The organism is Variovorax sp. GW821-FHT09A10 (assembly GCF_059418385.1).
Genome location: NZ_JBWKPT010000003.1, coordinates 597,755 through 614,633, shown reverse-complemented (window position 1 = coordinate 614,633; position 16,879 = coordinate 597,755). Strand labels below are relative to the sequence as shown.

Genomic DNA, 16,879 nt, shown 5'->3' with positions numbered 1-16,879 from the left:
CCCGCAACGCTTATGCCGGAATGTGAGTCGGCTTATGCCCCCACGGCCAGTGCTTCGGCCGGGGTGGCCCGCACCATGCGCTTGAGCTCCGGCACGCACGACCCGCAGTTCGTGCCGCACTTCAGCGCCCCCTGCAGCGCTGCCAGCCGTTCGTCGGCGCTGCCGGTGCAGCGCAGCAGCTCGGCCTCGATGGCGCGGTCGGTCACGTTGAAGCAGGCGCACACCGGCTTGCCGCGCGACTGCACGGCCACCGGCGCGCGGGCGCCCGGCGACAGCAGCAGGCGGCCGTAGCTCTGGGCCGGCAGCTCCTCGCGCAGCAGGGTGGCGATCCAGGCTTCGGCGCTGGTGTCGCCGCCCAGCAGGAAGGCCTCGAGCCCGGCGCTGCCGTCGGCGCGGCGCACCAGCCGCGCGGCGCGGCGCTGGCCGCGGCGGTGGTCGGCGTAGCGCAGGGTGTCGGTGGTCTGCAGGCCCAGCAGGGCTTCGATCTGGCCGACCAGCGCGGCGTCGGGTGCGTCGTGCGCGGCGGCGCGGAACAGGACGCCGCTGCGTTCTTCTTCGCCGGGCGCATTGCCGCCGAACGGCACGCAGGTGGCGAAGGGGAACAGCGCCATCAGCGGCTGCAGCGCGCGCTGCGCCGTGAGCGCGTCGCCGGCGGGCAGCCACGCCATGGCCAGCAGCGACCACGGCAGCTCGGCCTTGAGGATCTTCACGGGCGTGTGCTTGAGCTCGGGTTGCTTCGAAGTCGGGCAGTAGGCCGGCGTGGTGAGCGCATTGATGCCCGCGAGCCGCACGCCGGTCGACGAGCAGCCGCTCAGGTACTCCTCGCCCCAGTGCATGGCGACGAAGGCCTGGCTCAGGCCGATCTCGGCGCTGGCGCGCGCCGGCAGCAGGATCGAGCCGCGCTTCGACGTGAGGTGCACCAGGTCGCCCTCGCCGATCTGGCGGCGCGCCATGTCCTGCGCGTTCATCTGCACCACGGGCTCGGCCACGTGGCCGAACAGCTTGCCGACCGTGCCGGTGCGGCTCATGCCGTGCCACTGGTCGCGCAGCCGGCCGGTGTTCAGTGAGAAGGGGTAGCGCGCCTCGCGCGCCTCGGCCACGGGTTTGTAGGGCGTGTCGACAAAGCGCGCGCGGCCGTCGGGCGTGGGGAACACGCCATCTTCGTACAGGCGCACGCGGCCGGTGCGCTCGCCTTCCTCCAGCGGCCATTGCTGCGGGCCGGCGCTCTCGAGCATCGCGTAGCTCAGGCCGGTGATGTCCAGGTCGCGCCCGCGCGTGGATTCGCGGTGCTCGTTCCAGACCGACTCGGCGCTCTCGTACGGGAACAGCGTGAAGGTGCGGCCCAGCTGCGCTTCGAGCCGGCGCGCGAAGGCCACGGCGATCGACCAGTCGTTGCGCGCCTCGCCCGGCGCCGGCACAGCCGGGCGCACGCGCGAGATGCGGCGCTCGCTGTTGGTCACGGTGCCTTCCTTCTCGCCCCAGGTGGTGGCGGGCAGCAGCAGGTCGGCGAAGGCGCAGGTGGCGGTGGTGGCGAAGGCTTCCTGCACCACGACGAACTCGGCGCGTTCGAGCGCGCGGCGCACCGTGGCCTGGTCGGGCATCGACTGCGCGGGGTTGGTGCAGGCGATCCACAGCGCGCGGATCTCGCCGTCGGCCGCGGCCTGGAACATCTCCACGGCCGTCTTGCCGGGCTTCTCGGGCACCGAGGGCACGCCCCACAGCGCGGCCACTTCGGCGCGGTGCTCGGGGTTGGCCAGGTCGCGGTGCGCGCTCAGCAGGTTGGCCAGGCCGCCCACCTCGCGCCCACCCATCGCATTGGGCTGGCCGGTGAGCGAGAACGGGCCCGCGCCGGGCTTGCCGATCTGGCCCGTGGCCAGGTGCAGGTTGATGAGCGCCGCGTTCTTCGCCGTGCCGCTGGACGACTGGTTCAAGCCCTGGCAATACAGGCTCAGGGTGGCGGGCGAGGTGGCGAACAGTCGCGCCGCCGCGAGCAGGTCGTCCTTCGGAATGCCGCACACCTGCGCGACCTTGTCGGGCGTGCACTCGCGCACCGTGGCCTTCAGCGCGTCGAAGCCGTTCGTGCGGGTCGCGATGTAGGCGGTGTCGGTCCAGCCTTCCCACAGCATCAGGTGCAGCATGCCGTGGAACAGCATCACGTCGGTGCCGGGCTGGATCGGCAGGAACAGGTCGGCGATCTCGACCGTGTCGGTGCGGCGCGGGTCGGCCACGACGATCTTCAGCGCCGGGTTCGCGGCCTTCGCGTCCTCGATGCGGCGGAACAGGATGGGGTGCGCCCACGCCGTGTTGCTGCCCACGATGAACAGGCACTCGGCATGCTTCAGGTCGTCGTAGCAGGCCGGCGGCGCATCGGCGCCCAGCGTCTGCTTGTAGCCGGCCACCGCGCTGCTCATGCACAGGCGCGAGTTGGTGTCGATGTTGTTGGTGCCGACCAGGCCCTTGGCCAGCTTGTTGAAGACGTAGTAGTCCTCGGTGAGCAGCTGGCCCGACACGTAGAAGCCGACCGCGTCGGGGCCGTGGTCGCGCACCACTTGCGCGAATTTGCCGGCCGCGAAGTCGAGCGCCGCATCCCAGCCGACGACCGCGGGCGCTTCGCCGCGCACCGCACGCTGCATCGGCTGCAGCAGCCGCGTCTGGCGCGTGACGGTCGCGCTGGCCGTGAGGTGCAGCGTCGAGCCCTTGCTGCACAGGCGCCCGAAGTTGGCCGGGTGGTCGGGGTCGCCGCGCACGCCGGTGATCTGCGCGCCGTCGGATTCGATGATCACACCGCAGCCCACGCCGCAGTAGGGGCAGGTGGACTTCGTTTCGTTCATGGGCGCGGCCGGTCTCAAGCGGAAACGAGCGCGATGGTGCGCGCCGGGCCGGCCACGGGGCGGGGCAGGTCGATGGCATGCGTTGCCAGTTCGTGTGCATCGAGATGCACCACGCCGTCCGTCACCTGCACCGCGAACTTCGGCGTGCAGCCTTCGTCGGGCGACTTGGCGCAGCCGTCGTCCAGCCCGATGGCCCAGTTGTGCAGCGGGCAGGCCACGCTGGTGCCGAACACGATGCCCTGGCTCAGCGGGCCGCCCTTGTGCGGGCAGCGGTCGAGCAGTGCGAAGACCTGGTCTTCGGCGTTGCGGAACACGGCAACGTCCACACCTTCAGGGCGCGTCACGCGGCGCGCACCGAGCACGGGGATGTCGTCGATGCGGCAGATGGCTTTCCATTCGCTCATGGGGTTCTTCCTCTCTTCTCTTTTTCAGGCGGATGGGGCGAGGTCGGTGGCGATGGCTACCGGCTCGAACTGCCGCACGTCCACCGAGGCCTGGGCCGACTCGAACCACGGATCGGGTTCGCCGTCGAGCGCGAACTGCAGCCGCTCCCACAGCGCCTTGCGGCCTTCGGCGTCGTCGAGGATCTTCTTCTTCACGTAGTCCAGGCCCACGCGGCCGATGTAGTGCACCGTGCGCTCCAGGTACCAGCCTTCCTCGCGGTACAGCTGCAGGAAGGCGCCGGTGAACTCCATCACTTCCTGGCTGGTCTTCACCTTCACGAGGAACTGCGCCACCTCGGTCTTGATGCCGCCGTTGCCGCCCACGTACAGCTCCCAGCCCGAGTCGACGCCGATCACGCCCACGTCCTTGATGCCGGCCTCGGCGCAGTTGCGCGGGCAGCCCGACACGGCCAGCTTGACCTTGTGCGGCGAGTACATGGCCCACAGCGCGCGCTCCAGGTCCTTGCCCATCTGCGTGCTGTCCTGCGTGCCGAAGCGGCACCACTCGCTGCCCACGCAGGTCTTCACCGTGCGCAGCGACTTGGCATAGGCAAAGCCGCTGGGCATGCCGATGTCCTTCCACACGCCTTCCAGGTCTTCCTTCTTCACGCCCAAGAGGTCGATGCGCTGGCCGCCCGTGACCTTGACGGTCGGGATCTTGTACTTGTCCGCTGCATCCGCGATGCGCCGCAGTTCGTCGGGCGTGGTGTGGCCGCCCCACATGCGCGGAATGACGGAGTAGGTGCCGTCCTTCTGGATGTTGGCGTGGCTGCGCTCGTTGATGAAGCGGCTCTGCGGATCGTCCTTGGCTTCTTTCGGCCAGGTGCTGATGAGGTAGTAGTTGACGGCCGGGCGGCAGGTGGCGCAGCCGTTGGGCGTGCGCCAGCCCATGCCGCGGTACACGTCGGCGTGCGTGAGCCAGTGTTCCTTGCGGATGGCGTCGCGCACGTCCTGGTGGCTCATGTCGGTGCAGCCGCACACGGCTTTCTTCTTGGGCGTGGCCGAGTAGTCGCCACCGGCCGTGAACATCAGGATCTGCTCGACCAGCCCGGTGCACGAGCCGCAGCTGGCGCTGGCCTTGGTGTGCTTCTTCACCTCGTCGAGCGTGAACAGGCCCTTTTCCTTGATGGCCTTGCAGATGGTGCCCTTGTTCACACCATTGCAGCCGCAGACCTCGGCGTCGTCGGGCATGCTCGCGGCCTTGCTGTGGCCCTCGTGGCCGGTGTCGCCGATGTTCGATTCGCCGAACATCAGCTTGTCGCGGATGTCGTGCACGCTGCGCCCGTCGCGCAGCAGCTTGAAGTACCAGCTGCCGTCCACCGTGTCGCCGTACAGGCAGGCGCCGATGAGCTTGTCGTCCTTGAGCACCAGCTTCTTGTAGACGCCGCCGAAGGGGTCGCTCATCACGATCTCTTCGGTGCCTTCGCCGCCCATGAACTCGCCGGCGCTGAACAGATCGATGCCCGTCACCTTCAGCTTGGTGGAGGTGAGCGAGCCCAGGTAGCGGCCGATGCCGAACTGCGCCAGGTGGTTGGCCGCCACCTTGGCCTGCTCGAACAGCGGCGCGACCAGGCCGTAGGCGATGCCGCGGTGCGCCGCGCATTCGCCCACCGAGTAGATGCGCGCATCGGTCACGGTCTGCATGGTGTCGGTGACCACGATGCCGCGGTTGCAGTGCAGGCGCATCTTCTCGGCCAGATCGACATTGGGGCGGATGCCCACGGCCATGACCACGAGGTCGGCCGCGACCTCGGTGCCGTCCTTGAAGCGGATCGCCTTCACTCGGCCATCGTCGCCACCGACCAGGTCCTGCGTCTGCGCGCCCATGAGGAACTTCAGGCCGCGGTCTTCGAGCGATTTCTGCAGCAGCTTGCCCGCCACGTCGTCGAGCTGGCGCTCCATGAGCCAGGGCATCACGTGCACCACCGTCACGGTCATGCCGCGCAGCATCAGGCCGTTGGCGGCTTCCAGGCCCAGCAGGCCGCCGCCGATGACCACCGCGTTCTTGTGGGTGCGCGCGGTCTCGATCATGTAGTCGGTGTCGGCGATGTCGCGGTAGGCGATCACGCCCTTCAGGTCCTTGCCGGGCACGGGCAGCATGAAGGGGTTGGAGCCGGTGCACATCAGCAGGCGGTCGTAGGCGGCCTCGGTACCGTCTTCGGCGCGCGCGATGCGCTTGACGCGGTCGACCTCGACCACCTTCTTGCCGGCGTGCAGCGTGATGTGGTTGTCGCTGTACCACTCCCAGCTGTTGAGCACGATCTCGTCCACCGTCTGCTCGCCCGCGAGCACGGGCGACAGCAGGATGCGGTTGTAGTTGGGGTGCGGCTCGGCGCCGAAGACGGTGATGTCGTACAGGTCGGGCGCGATCTTGATCAGCTCTTCGAGCGTGCGCACGCCGGCCATGCCGTTGCCGACCATCACGAGTTTCATTTTCTTCATGGGGCTGGACCTTTCAGGGAAATCAAGCGAACGACAGCCCGTGGCGCGCGGTCAGAATCGCGCCATGAGCTTTGAAGTGGACATCGGCTACAGCAGCCAGCGCGGGCCGCGCGACGCGAACGAAGACTTCGCCGGCACGGTGCATGCACCGGCCGGCGACGAGGCGCGTGGGCTCATCGCGGCCATTGCCGACGGGGTCTCGAGCGGCGGACGCGGTCGCGAGGCGGCGCAGACCACGGTGATGGGTTTGCTGGCCGACTACTTCGCCACGCCCGCGACGTGGGAGCCGACCGCCGCGCTCGACCGCCTGATCGGCGCGCAGAACGGCTGGCTGGCCGATCACAACCGCCGGCGCCAGGGAAAACAGGAGGGTGCCGGCACGGCGCTCACCACGCTCACCGCGCTGGTGCTGCACGGCCAGAGCTACACGCTGGCCCACGTGGGCGACACGCGCGCCTGGCGCGTGCGCGCCGACGGCGAGCCCGCGCAGCTGCTCACGCAGGACCACGCCTTCGACCACCCCGACATGCGCAGCCGGCTCACGCGCGCCATCGGCCTGGACGACCAGGTGCGCGTCGACTACCTGCAGGGCGACGTGCGCGTGGGTGACTGCTTCGTGCTCAGCACCGACGGCGTGCACGGCGTGCTCAAGCCGCAGCAGGTGGCCGCGCTCGCGCTGCAGGGCGACGCCGAGGCCGCGAGCGAGGCGCTGGTGCAGGCCGCGCTCGACGCCGGCACGCGCGACAACGCGACCGCGCTGGTGATCCGCGTGGTGGGGCTCGATGCGCGCCAGCTCGACGACGAACTCGGCGACGGCCGCCGCCTGGCGCCGCCCCCGTGGCTCAAGGTGGGCGACGTGCTCGACGGCTACGTCGTCACCGGCCTGGTGGCCGACACCGGCGTGCACCTGCTGTACCAGGCGCGCCATCCGGTCACGCGCGAGCTGGTCGCGCTCAAGACCCTGCACCCCTCGCGCGCCGGCGACCCGCAGGAGCGCGCGATGCTGGCGCACGAGGCCTGGCTGGGGCAGCGCGTGGGGCAGGGCGGCGGCTTCGTGCGCGTGCACGAGCGCGCACCCGACGCCAGCGCGCTGTACATCGTGTTCGACTGGCACGGCGGCCGGACGCTCGAGCAGATGCGCAAGGACGGTGCGCGCGGCACCGTGGCCGAGGTGGTCGCTGCGGCCATCGAGGTGAGCCGCGCACTCGGGCGGCTGCACCGCCACGGCGTGGTCCACCGCGACATCAAGCCCGGCAACCTGCACCGGGGCGACGACGGGCACTGGCGCATCCTCGACCTGGGCGTGGCCATTTCGGGCCGCGAGGGCGCGGCGCAGCGCGAGCTGCACGCGGGCACGCCGAGCTACATCAACCCCGAGCAGTGGGAAGAGGGCGGCGTGGCCGATGCGGGCAGCGACCTGTTCGCGCTCGGCGCCACGCTCTACCAGTGGCTCGGCGGGCACCTGCCCTACGGCGAGATCGAGCCTTACCAGGTGGCGCGCTACCGGCGCGACCCGGTCGCGCTCTCGCGCCTGCGGCCCGACGTGCCCGTGTGGCTCGACCATTTGGTGCGCAAGGCCGTGGCCCGCGATCCGCGCGAACGCTTCGAGACCGCCGAGGAGATGCTGCTCGCGCTGGAGCGCGGCGCCTCGCGCCCCGTGAACGCGCCCGCCGCCACGCCGCTGATCCGCCGCGATCCGCTCGCGCTGTACCAGCTCGCGCTCGGCGTGTCGGTGCTGTTCAACGTGCTGCTCATCGTGTGGCTCTTGTTCCTGCCACGTTGAGCGGGGGCGGGTGAAATGGCTCATGAACGTGCGGCCTTGCGAACGGGCGAGGGCTTCGCAGCGGAATGGGCCGGCGTGACGCGCGCGCGTCCGCCTTTTTCGGCCCAGGTGCGCGTCCAGCGGATCTGCATCACGCGCATCACGCCCAGCATCGCCAGCGAGAGCGCACCGAAGAACACGAAGCCCCAGGCATAGCTGCCCAGGTACTGCTTCGACAGGCCCATGGCGTTGGGCACCAGGCCGCCGCCGAGGGCGCCGATCTCGCCGATCATCGAGCCGGCCACGGCCGTGCTCGTGGGCCAGCGCAGCGGCACCAGCTGGAACAGCGCGCCGTTGCCCGCGCCCAGCGCCGCGAAGCACACGATCAGCAGCAGCGTGGTGAGCACGAGCGAGCCCGACGAGAAGCCCACCAGCACGAGGCCCACGGCCACCACCAGCAGCACCACCGTGAGCGTGTTCACGCCGCCCCAGCGGTCGGACAGCCAGCCGCCCACGATGCGCACCGCCGCGCCCATGAAGGCCGCGAGCATCGTCAGCTGGCCGGCCTGCACCTTGCTCACGCCGAACTGGTCGTAGTAGTACGAGGGCAGGAAGGTCGTGAGGCCGATGAAGCCGCCGAAGGTCACGCCGTAGATCAGGCTGAAGACCCAGCCGTCTTTTTCGAACAGGCAGGCGATGTGGGCGCGGAAGCTGCCGTGCGGGTCCACGTCCGGCGGCTCCTTGGCGAAGACCACCATCACGACCATCGGAATCAGGATCGCGACCGCGGCTACGCCGTACACCGCCTGCCAGCCCAGCCAGTTGGCCAGCGGCGGGGCCACCAGCACCGACACGGCCGTGCCCACGTTGCCCGCACCCACCAGGCCCATCGCCAGGCCCTTGTGCTGCGGCGGGAACCAGCCCGAGCCCAGCGACAGCGCCACGCCGAAGCTCGCACCCGCGATGCCCAGCAGCACGCCCATGGCGAGCAGGTCGTTGAAGCTCTTCACGAAGAAGAAGCCGAACAGCATCGCCACGGCGATGAGGCCCATCTCGACCAGCGTGGCCTTCTTGCGGCCGATGTACTGCGAGAGCAGACCCAGCGGAAAGCGCATCAGCGCGCCCGCGATGATCGGCACCGACAGCATCAGGCCCTTCTGCGCGGGCGAGAGGTTGAAGGTCTCGCCGATGAAGGGCGCCATGGCGCCGTTGAGCACCCAGATGCAGCAGGAGAACGAGAAGTACAGGAAGGCCGCGAACAGGGTCGGACTGTGGCCTGACTGCAAGAAATTCCTGAAACCGGACATGGCGTTCAAAGGTGCAAAAAGCCGCGGCGCGGCCTGGGGCAGGCCGTGTCGACGGACGGGGTTGAGGTCGGGGTGCCGGCAGCGGACGCTGTCGGCGTGGGGGTGTGCCCGGCCTGAGCGTGGCCGGGCGGGTTGCAGGAGCCTGCAGCCTCATCACCAAAGCGGTGCTTCGTTACACCGCACCCCATCCAGTGCAAGAGGCGTGCCTGCGAATGCAGGCTGGCGTGGCCTATGCTTCCCGGGCCTTGCCACACCTTGCCGCCATGTCCCTTCTCGTCGTCCTTTCCCCTGAAGCCGCTGACGGCGAGCCCTTGCCGGCGCCGCTGCAGCAATCGATCGATGCCGCGGGCGTCTCGGTGCTCGGGCGCGCGGGCTGCCACACGCTGGTGCGGTGCACGCAGGCGCTTGCACCGTCGATGGTCCTGGTGCATCTGGGCGAGGCGGTGCCGCAGCTCGACGCACTGCTCGAAGCGCTGGCCCCCTGGGGCGGCGCACCGCCGTGTGCACTGGGCGTGATCAGCGCGCCGCTGGACAGCGCACAGCACGCGGCGCTCGTGGGCGCGGGCGTGCACGGGTGGGTACCCATCGATAGCGTTGATGCGCTCGCCGCACTGACCGCGCAGGCGCAGGCCCGCTGGACCCGCGAGGCCGCGCTGCGCACCGAACTCGACGCCCTGCGCACGCGCATGGACGAGCGCAAGTGGGTCGACCGCGCCAAGGGCCTGCTCATGTCCGCGCGCGGCATCGGCGAGGACGAGGCCTTCGGCCTGCTGCGCGGCGCCGCGATGCACGCCAACCTGCGCCTGGGCGAGGTGTCGCGCTCGGTCATCGAGGCCGCGCAGTGGGCCGAGGCGATCAACCGCGCGGGCCAGTTGCGCATGCTTTCGCAGCGGTTGGTGCGCGTGGCGGCGCAGCTCGCGGCCGGCATCGACGCGCAGCGTGCGCGCGTGCTGCGCACGCAGTCGACCGAGCGCGTGCAGCAGACGCTGGATCATCTGACGGCCCTCGAGCTGGGGCCGGCCGGCGTGCAGGCGCTCGGCGAGGTGCAGGCCGCGTGGCTCGCGCTGGCCGCGCTGCTGGCGGCCAAGCCCGCGTCGCAAGGGCTGGCTGCGATCGATGCGCGCGGCGAGGCCTTGCTGGCGGCGGCCGAGGCGCTGACGGACGCGCTGGAGGCCTCGGGTGCGCGGCGTGCGCTGCGCATCGTCAACATCTGCGGACGGCAGCGCATGCGCGCGCAGCGTCTCGCCAAGGACGCGCTGCTGGCCTCGACGCTCGCGGCCGGCGCCTCGCGCGAGCGGCTGTTGCCGACCATGAACGAATTCGAAGCCGCGCTGCTGGAACTGGAGCGTGCGCCGCTCAGTTCGCCCGAGATCCGCGCCGGGCTGGCGAGCGCGCGCGACGAGTGGCTGCGCCTCGTCGGCGGCGTGCAGGCGCTCGACAGTCCCGAGGGGCGCGCCACGCTGGTGCGTTCCAGCGAAGCGCTCGTGGACACCTTCGAGCGCCTCACGGGGTGGTACGAGCACAGCCTGCAGGTCATCATGTCTTGACGCCCGTTGTGCTGCGCCGACTGGATCAGGCCGCGGCCTTCTCCACATGCGCCTGGCGCGTGTAGAGGAAATCGATGACCGCCTTGCGCGCATGCACATAGGCCGGGTCTTCGGTCAGCGCGACGCGGTTGCGCGGACGCGCGATGTCCACCGCCAGCACGTCGCCGATGGTGGCGGCCGGGCCGTTGGTGAGCATCACGATGCGGTCGCTGAGCAGCACGGCCTCGTCGACGTCGTGCGTGACCATGACGACCGTGCTGCGCGTCTTCTGCACGATGGCGAGCAGCTCGTCCTGCAGCTTGGCGCGGGTGAGGGCGTCGAGCGCGCCGAAGGGCTCGTCCATCAGCAGCACCTTGGGCTCCATCGACAGCGCCCGCGCGATGCCCACGCGCTGCTTCATGCCGCCCGAGATTTCGCCGGGGCGCTTCTGCGCCGCGGGCGTGAGGCCCACCAGCGCGAGCGCCGCGTCGGTGCGTTCGCGCAGCTGCGCCTTGTTCTCGGTGGCCGCGAACACGCGCTCGACAGCGAGGTACACGTTCTCGAAGCAGGTGAGCCAGGGCAGCAGCGAATGGTTCTGGAACACCACGGCCCGCTCGGGCCCCGGGCCCTTGATCTCCTTGTTGGCGCACAGCAGCACGCCCTGCGTGGGCGTGGTGAGCCCGGCGATGAGGTTCAGCAGCGTCGACTTGCCGCAGCCCGAGTGGCCGATGAGCGTGACGAACTCGCCCTTGGCCACGTTCAGGTTCACGTCGCGCAGCGCGACAAAGCGGCCCTTGGGCGTCTTGAACGCCTGCTCGACGTTGTGGATCTCGATGTACTTGCTGTCGTCGTTCATGACTTCACCTCTTCGAACGTGAATGCGGTAGCGAGCTTGATGAGCGCGAACTCCAGCACCAGGCCGACGATGCCGATCACGAAGATCGCGATGATGATGTTGGCGACGTTGAGGTTGTTCCACTCGTCCCACACCCAGAAGCCGATGCCCACGCCGCCCGTGAGCATCTCGGCCGCGACGATCACCAGCCAGGCGGTGCCCACGGCCAGGCGCACGCCCGTGAGCATGTAGGGCAGCACAGCGGGAAAGAGGATCTTGGTGAGGATCTTCCATTCGCTGAGGTTGAGCACCTTGGCGACGTTCATGTAGTCGCTGGGCACGCGCTGCACGCCCACGGCGGTGTTGATGACCATCGGCCAGATCGAGCAGATGAAGATGGTCCAGATCGCGGCCGGGTTGGCGCCCTTGAACACCAGCAGGCCGATGGGCAGCCACGCGAGCGGCGACACCGGGCGCAGCAGGCTGATCAGCGGGTTGAACATGCGCGAGAGGAACTCGAAGCGCCCGATGGCGAAGCCGGCCGGGATGCCGACCGCCGCCGCGAGACCGAAGCCCAGCGCCACGCGCTGCAGCGACGAGAGCACGTTCCAGCCCACGCCCTGGTCGTTCGGCCCCTTGCTGTAGAACGGATCGCTGAACACCGTGAGCGCCTGCTGCCAGGTGGCCAGCGGCGAAGGAAAGCCGGTGGTGCTCTTCATGGCCACGATCTCCCACACCAGCACCAGCAGGCCGAAGCCCAGGAACGGCGGGAGCACGCGCATCCAGAAGGCGCGCAGGTCCAGGGGCGCGCGGGTGCGAGGCGCAGGTGCTGCAACAACCGCTGCAACAGCGGAGGCGGGTGCCAGGGGCCTGGACACCACGGGCGCGGCGACCTGCGAGGCCACGGCGTCGAGCGGGGAATGGAAGACAGCGCTGACCATGGTGCGTTTCTCCTCAGACATGGAGCTTGAAAGACTCGGCGTACTTCTTCGGGTCCTTGCCGTCCCAGACCGTGCCGTCGAAGAGCTTGCTGGTGCGCAGCACGTCCTTGGGCACGGGCGTCTGCGTGGCGGCGGCGGCCTGCTTGTAGATGTCGATGCGGTTGATCTCGGTGGCCACCTTCAGGTAGTCGGGGTGTTCCTTCAGCAGGCCCCAGCGCTTGTGCTGCGTGAGGAACCACATGCCGTCCGACAGGTACGGGAAGTTCACGGCGCCGCCGTTGTAGAACTTCATGTGGTTGGGGTCGTCCCAGCTCTTGCCCAGGCCGTTGGTGTAGCGGCCCAGGATGCGCTGGTTGATGGCGTCCACGCTGGTGTTGACGTAGCTCTTGTCAGCGATGGTCTCGGCCATCTTGTTCTTGTTCTGCAGGCCGGTGTCGATCCACTTGCTGGCCTCGAGGATCGCGGCCGTCACCGCGCGCGCGGAGTTGGGGTACTTCTTCACGAAGTCGCCGGTGGTGCCGAGCACCTTCTCGGGGTGGTCCTTCCAGATGTCCTGGGTGGTGATGCCGGTGAAGCCGATGCCGTCCATGATCGCGCGTTGGCCCCAGGGCTCGCCCACGCAGTAGCCGTCCATGTTGCCCACGCGCATGTTGGCCACCATCTGCGGAGGCGGCACGGTGATGTTCTTCACGTCCTTGAACGGGTCGATGCCGGCCGAGGCGAGCCAGTAGTAGAGCCACATGGCGTGCGTGCCGGTGGGGAAGGTGTGGGCGAAGGTGTATTCGCCCTTTTCCTTGGCGATGAGCTTGGCGAGCGAGGCCGCATCGACCGCGCCCTTGTCGGCCAGCTTCTTGGACAGCGTGATGGCCTGGCCGTTGTTGTTCAGGGTCATGAGCACGGCCATGTCCTTCTTCGGGCCGCTCACGCCCAGGTGCATGCCGTACACGAGGCCGTAGAGCACGTGCGCCATGTCGAGGTCGCCGTTCACCAGCTTGTCGCGCACGCCGGCCCAGCTGGCTTCCTTGCTGGGCACGATCTTCACGCCGTACTTCTTGTCGATGCCCAGCACCGAGGCCATCACCACGCTGGCGCAGTCGGTCAGCGGGATGAAGCCGATCTTCACTTCTTCCTTCTCGGGCTTGTCCGAGCCCTGGGCCCAGACGGCGGCGCGCAGCGCGGGGTCGATGCCCACGGCGCCGAGGGCGGCGGCCTGCAGCACGCGGCGCCGGCTCAGTTTGGTTTTCAGCAGCAGATCGGACATGGGCGGGGCTCCAGAAGTGAAAGACAAAAACGAAAAGGCGTCCGCACCGCGCAGGGGCTGCTCGTGAACGAGCCCTTGCGGGATGGGGACGCCTTTGTCCGGTTCGGTGGGCCGCACCCGCCGTTGGGTGCAACCTGCCTTTGAGACCTTGCGGTCCCGTGCCAAGGACTACGCAAGCGACGTGCCAGCTCGAACCCGCCGTTGGGAGCTATGGAAAAGATAGCTGGCAGGGCGCGCTGGTGCGGGAGAAAGTTCCTGCTGGCTCGCTAACCCGGGCGACGCACAACTGTTGTGCGCTGCACCAATCCAAGCGGCTCGGGTCAGCGCCGCGGTGCAGCTTCGAGCGGCAGGTAGTCGGCCATGGCCAGCATCGACTCGGCCACGTCGACGAGGCGGCGCTTCTGGTTCATGGCGGTCTGGCGCAGCATCTTGTGCGCCTCGGCCTCGCTCAGGCGCCGGTGCGCCATCAGCAGGCCCTTGGCGCGCTCGACGATCTTGCGTTCGTTGAGCGAGGCACGCACGGTGTCGAGTTCGTCGCTCATGGCCTGCAGGCGCTGCGACTGCTCCTGGACCATGTCGAGCACCGAGCGCTCGAGGTGGCGCCCGAGCTGCGCCGGCGTGGCGTCCTGCGCCTGCTGGGCATCGTCGAAGAAGAGCGCGCCGCCGGCCTGCGGGGCCAGCGTGCCGAGCAGCTGCCGGTAGGCCGCCAGTTCGCTGCGCGCCTGGGCGGTCTTGTGGTCGCACAGCGCGCGCAGGTCGGCCGAGAGGCGGTTCTCGACCGTCTGCATGGCGTCGATGCGCCGGGTGCAGCAGTCGAACCAGGCCTGGCTCAGCAGCGCGTCGGCCGGCACCGAGGTGGCGCCCTTGCGGCGCAGGCGCTCGAGCTCGGCCAGCACGGCGTCAGACTGGCTGTCGTGCCACAGCGTGCGCACCGCGTCGCCCGAGAAGTCGATGAAGACCTGGAAGCAGCGCTCCTGCGACTCGATGAGGTGGCGCCACTGCTGGCGCTGCGCGTCGTCGCCCCGGCCCAGCGCGAGCGCGGCGGCGCCGAAGGCGCGCTCCTGGCCGGCGAACTCCTTGCCCTGCATGAAGTTGAACATCGCCACCAGCAGGCGCGAGATCTCGGGGTCGGTGGCGCCGTCGGCCGCCTCGAACACCACCGCCAGAAGGCCGGCCACGAGCTTGGCGAAGGCGGCCACGGCCTGCGCGGGCTGGAGTTCGAGCGCGTCGATGCGCCGGCGCAGCGCGGGCAGGGCGTCCAGGCCGGGCAGCACCCAGGCGATGCGGCTGAACAGGCGCGCGCCGTGGCCGGCGCCCACCGCGCGGTGGTGCTCGGCCTCGAGCCGGTCGAAGCCGGCGCGCACCTGCTGCTCGAGCGCCAGGCATTCGGCGATCTGCGGTGCGCGCTGGTCGGCGAAGCGCCCGCCGTGCGAGGCCAGGAACACGTTCGACATGCCGCGCTCGCGCTGCAGCGCATGCACGAGCCGCCCGATGGCGCCGACCAGCTCGCTGGTGCGCGCGAGCTGGTCCAGCGCGTCGATCTCGCATCGGCGCGCGGCAATCAGGAAGCTCAGGCCGGAAGTCATTCGTGGAGGCGCGGAAGGGGCGCCTTCCGCTCGTGCAACTTCCGTGCCTCGCTTGCCCCTTCGCGGGCGCCGCCGGCGGGCGGCCCCTACACTCGGCGCCATGCTCTTGTTGGGAATCGAATCATCCTGCGACGAGACCGGCGTGGCGCTGGTCGAGTCGCACGGCGACGCGCTGCCGCTGCTGCGTTCGCACGCGCTGCACAGCCAGATCGCCATGCACCAGGCCTACGGCGGCGTGGTGCCCGAGCTGGCCAGCCGCGACCACATCCGCCGCGTGCTGCCGCTCACCGAAGCCGTCATGGCCGAGGCCGGGCGCTCGCTGGCCGAGATCGACGTGGTGGCCTACACGCGCGGCCCGGGCCTGGCCGGCGCGCTGCTCGTGGGCGCGGGCGTGGCCTGCGCGCTCGGCGTGGCGCTGGGCAAGCCGGTGCTGGGGGTGCATCACCTCGAGGGGCATCTGCTGTCGCCGTTCCTGAGCGCCGATCCGCCCGAATTCCCGTTCGTGGCACTGCTGGTGTCGGGCGGCCACACGCAGCTGATGCGGGTCGACGGCGTGGGCCGCTACGAACTGCTCGGCGAGACCATTGACGACGCGGCCGGCGAGGCCTTCGACAAGAGCGCCAAGCTCATGGGCCTGCCGTACCCCGGCGGCCCCTGGCTCGCGAAGCTGGCCGAAGAGGGCGACGCCGCGGCCTTCAAGCTGCCGCGCCCGCTGCTGCACAGCGGCGATCTCGACTTTTCGTTTGCCGGCCTGAAGACGGCCGTGCTCACGCAGGCCAAGAAGCTCGGCGACCAGCTCGAGGCGCGCAAGGCCGATCTGGCCGCTTCCACGCAGGCGGCCATCGTCGAGGTGCTGCTGAAGAAGTCGCTCGCGGCGCTGGACCAGACCGGCCTGAAGCGGCTGGTGGTGGCCGGCGGCGTGGGGGCCAACAGGAACCTGCGCGAGCAGTTGAACGCGGCCTGCGCCAAGCGCAAGGTGCGCGTGCACTACCCCGAGCTGCACCTGTGCACCGACAACGGCGCCATGATCGCCATGGCCGCCGCCATGCGGCTGCAGTCGGGCCTGTCGCAGGCCACCGAGCGCTATGCCTTCGACGTCAAGCCGCGATGGCCGATGGCATCGCTGATGACGCCCGAGACGCCGCAGCCGGAAACCGCGTAGCCGGCGCGCGTGCGCCGCGCCCCAGTGAAGGCAGCGGCAGCACGTCGAGCACATTGCGCCAGAGCTGGCGCCATTCGGGCCAGTCATGGCCGCCTTCGGTGGTGAACACGCGTCCCGGCGGCAGGGCGTCGGCCAGCAGCTTGTGGTTGCTGGCAAAGCGGTCGGCCAGGCCGAAACCCAGGTACAGCGGCGGCAGGTCTTTGGAAGGCTTCGGCGCCAGGTACTGCTGGAAGAAGGGCCAGAGCTTGCGGTCGGGCTCCTCGTCGGGCTGCGGCCCGGTGGGGGCCTGCCACGTGCGCAGGCCGCCGGCCTTCTTGATTTCCGCGCCGAGCACGCGGCGCCCGAGGTAGGGCGCCAGCGCCACGATGCCGTCCACCGAGCCCGGCCGCGCCAGTTCGTGGATCAGCGCGCCGAAACCGCCGATGGAAATGCCGACCAGCCAGATCGAGGTGTAGCCCCTGGCGCGTTGGGGCTCGATGACGTCGGCATGCAGCCGCTCGCTGAGGGTCTGGTCGTAGTAGTAGGAGACGTCCGCATCGACCAGCAGCGCGTCGGCTGCGAGGTGGCGTTCGCGCACGGCGCTGATGAAACCCTCGCGCTCGAACTCTTCGGGCTTGAGGTAGGCCCCCGGCAGGAAGATCAGGAGCGTGTCGGACCGTTCGTTGTCATTGGCTGACTGCAGGTGCGTTTTCATGGTGCCTTGAGGCACACCCGCTGTCCGCACCGCCCCGGGAACTCGATGCGTTTACGAGATGCCCACGAAGAAGAAAGTACTAAAAAATC

12 protein-coding genes are annotated in these 16,879 nt (G+C 69.7%); 3 read left to right on the top strand and 9 right to left on the bottom strand.

Going from position 1 to position 16,879, the window contains the following annotated elements; all coding sequences use genetic code 11:
- Positions 1 to 32: 32 nt before the first annotated feature.
- From AC07Q9_RS16080 to nirB, 3 genes are read right to left on the bottom strand one after another with little or no spacing between them, the layout of a single operon-like run.
- A complete protein-coding gene (locus AC07Q9_RS16080) occupies positions 33 to 2,831 on the bottom strand; it encodes a nitrate reductase (RefSeq protein ID WP_495310684.1) in 2,799 nt (932 codons plus the stop codon).
- Positions 2,832 to 2,845: 14 nt separating this feature from the next.
- Complete coding sequence (gene nirD / locus AC07Q9_RS16075) at positions 2,846 to 3,235, bottom strand: nitrite reductase small subunit NirD (RefSeq protein WP_495300879.1); 390 nt, start codon at positions 3,233 to 3,235, stop codon at positions 2,846 to 2,848.
- 24 nt (positions 3,236 to 3,259) lie between these two features.
- On the bottom strand, positions 3,260 to 5,716 hold the full coding sequence (gene nirB / locus AC07Q9_RS16070) for a nitrite reductase large subunit NirB (RefSeq protein WP_495310681.1): 2,457 nt from the start codon (positions 5,714 to 5,716) through the stop codon (positions 3,260 to 3,262).
- Between the two features lie 64 nt (positions 5,717 to 5,780).
- On the opposite strand from nirB, the gene AC07Q9_RS16065 reads away from it, so the two are divergent.
- Positions 5,781 to 7,499: a bifunctional protein-serine/threonine kinase/phosphatase gene (locus AC07Q9_RS16065; protein WP_495310678.1), complete on the top strand. Its 1,719-nt coding sequence runs from the start codon at positions 5,781 to 5,783 to the stop codon at positions 7,497 to 7,499.
- Between the two features lie 20 nt (positions 7,500 to 7,519).
- Here AC07Q9_RS16065 and AC07Q9_RS16060 read toward each other — a convergent pair whose 3' ends face one another.
- On the bottom strand, positions 7,520 to 8,785 hold the full coding sequence (locus tag AC07Q9_RS16060) for an MFS transporter (protein ID WP_495310675.1): 1,266 nt from the start codon (positions 8,783 to 8,785) through the stop codon (positions 7,520 to 7,522).
- A 263-nt stretch (positions 8,786 to 9,048) separates the two neighbouring features.
- Between AC07Q9_RS16060 and AC07Q9_RS16055 the strand changes: the two genes are divergently transcribed.
- The gene (locus AC07Q9_RS16055; protein ID WP_495310673.1) at positions 9,049 to 10,332 is read left to right on the top strand and encodes an ANTAR domain-containing protein; all 1,284 of its coding nucleotides are present in this window, start codon (positions 9,049 to 9,051) and stop codon (positions 10,330 to 10,332) included.
- A gap of 25 nt (positions 10,333 to 10,357) precedes the next feature.
- Here the strand turns inward: AC07Q9_RS16055 and AC07Q9_RS16050 are convergent, their stop codons facing one another.
- From AC07Q9_RS16050 to AC07Q9_RS16035, 4 genes are all read right to left on the bottom strand, one after another.
- Entirely contained in the window at positions 10,358 to 11,167 is an 810-nt protein-coding gene (locus AC07Q9_RS16050) for an ABC transporter ATP-binding protein (protein WP_495310671.1), read from the bottom strand.
- Entirely contained in the window at positions 11,164 to 12,087 is a 924-nt protein-coding gene (ntrB, locus tag AC07Q9_RS16045) for a nitrate ABC transporter permease (RefSeq protein WP_307588913.1), read from the bottom strand. The genes AC07Q9_RS16050 and ntrB overlap by 4 nt, the downstream gene beginning before the upstream one ends.
- Positions 12,088 to 12,100: 13 nt before the next feature.
- Positions 12,101 to 13,348, bottom strand: a complete 1,248-nt coding sequence (locus tag AC07Q9_RS16040; RefSeq protein ID WP_495310669.1) for a CmpA/NrtA family ABC transporter substrate-binding protein — start codon at positions 13,346 to 13,348, stop codon at positions 12,101 to 12,103.
- A 320-nt stretch (positions 13,349 to 13,668) separates the two neighbouring features.
- Entirely contained in the window at positions 13,669 to 14,934 is a 1,266-nt protein-coding gene (locus tag AC07Q9_RS16035) for a nitrate- and nitrite sensing domain-containing protein (protein ID WP_492682769.1), read from the bottom strand.
- Between the two features lie 100 nt (positions 14,935 to 15,034).
- Between AC07Q9_RS16035 and tsaD the strand changes: the two genes are divergently transcribed.
- Positions 15,035 to 16,096 carry a tRNA (adenosine(37)-N6)-threonylcarbamoyltransferase complex transferase subunit TsaD gene (gene tsaD, locus AC07Q9_RS16030; RefSeq protein WP_492682767.1) on the top strand — a complete coding sequence of 354 codons (1,062 nt, stop codon included), beginning with the start codon at positions 15,035 to 15,037 and terminating at the stop codon, positions 16,094 to 16,096.
- On the opposite strand, the gene AC07Q9_RS16025 is transcribed toward tsaD, so the two are convergent.
- On the bottom strand, positions 16,032 to 16,790 hold the full coding sequence (locus AC07Q9_RS16025; protein ID WP_495310666.1) for an alpha/beta hydrolase: 759 nt from the start codon (positions 16,788 to 16,790) through the stop codon (positions 16,032 to 16,034). The two genes, tsaD and AC07Q9_RS16025, sit on opposite strands and share 65 nt — an antisense overlap.
- Between the last annotated feature and the right edge of the window lie 89 nt (positions 16,791 to 16,879).